We start from the raw sequence: 1078 nt of genomic DNA on the forward strand, positions 1-1078 counted from the left end.
CCCTGCCAGGGCCCCTGGGCCTGCGCCGGCAAGGCCCCATGCGGCGCCGGCCAGCAGCAGCGCGGCCACGAGCGGGTGGCGCAGCCCAAGGGGCGCAAGGCGGTGGGACGGCGAGTGGGCGGCGGTATGGGCGGGGGCGTGGGCGGTCATGGCATCGGACTCCTGGGAGGACAGTGGCGGTTGGGTGGGGCGCCGTGCGCGGATCGCTGCGCCCTCGCCGCCACTGTGCCGCGCTACCGTTCCAAAACGATGGCCCGCGCATTCCAAGTGATGACAAACCATGACCGCTGCGCCAGCCCTGTCATGGCCTGACACGGGCATGCCGATGGCGCCGCGGGCCGGCCCTACCATCGCGGTCAATCACAGGGGTTTTTCCATGACCGATGCGCTGGCCCGGATTCTGGTGGCCGATGACGAACCCGACCTGCGGGCGCTGCTGGAGCGCTACCTGGGCGACCACGGCTACGCCGTGCGCACGGTCGACGGCGCCGGCCCGCTCGACCGGCTGCTGGCGCGCGAGCGCTTCGACGTGCTGGTGCTGGACGTGATGATGCCGGGCGAGGACGGCCTGGCCATCTGCCGCCGCCTGCGCGCGCAGGGCGAGACCATTCCCATCCTCATGTTGACCGCACGCGGCGACCCGGTGGACCGCATCGTCGGCCTGGAGATGGGCGCCGACGACTACCTGCCGAAACCCTTTCAGCCGCGCGAACTGCTCGCGCGCATCCAGGCCATGGTGCGGCGCCAGCGCATGCTGGGTGCGCACGCCGGCCCCGCGCCCTCGGCCGGGCGCGTGGCGTTCGGCGATTTCACGCTGTGGCTGGACGAGCGCCGGCTCGAGCGCGCGGGGCAGGACCTGCCCATCACCACCGCCGAATTCGCGCTGCTGCGCGTGCTGGCCGGCCACCCGCACCGCCCGCTGGGGCGCGACCGGCTCATCGCGCTCGCCCACGGGCCGGCGCATGCCGCCACCGACCGCAGCATCGACGTGCAGGTCATGCGCCTGCGCAAGCTGATCGAGGCGGACCCGGCTCGGCCGCGCCACATCCGCACCGTGTGGGGGCGTGGGCTACGTGTT

Annotated in this window: 1 protein-coding gene; it reads left to right on the plus strand. The window is 73.4% G+C overall.

The annotated features are described in order from the left end of the window. Window positions 1–376: 376 nt before the first annotated feature. On the plus strand, window positions 377–1078 hold a 702-nt coding region (locus AC27IO_RS24690; RefSeq protein WP_498741276.1), incomplete at its 3' end, for a response regulator.

It is taken from the genome of Acidovorax sp. KNOB132, from assembly GCF_057541515.1.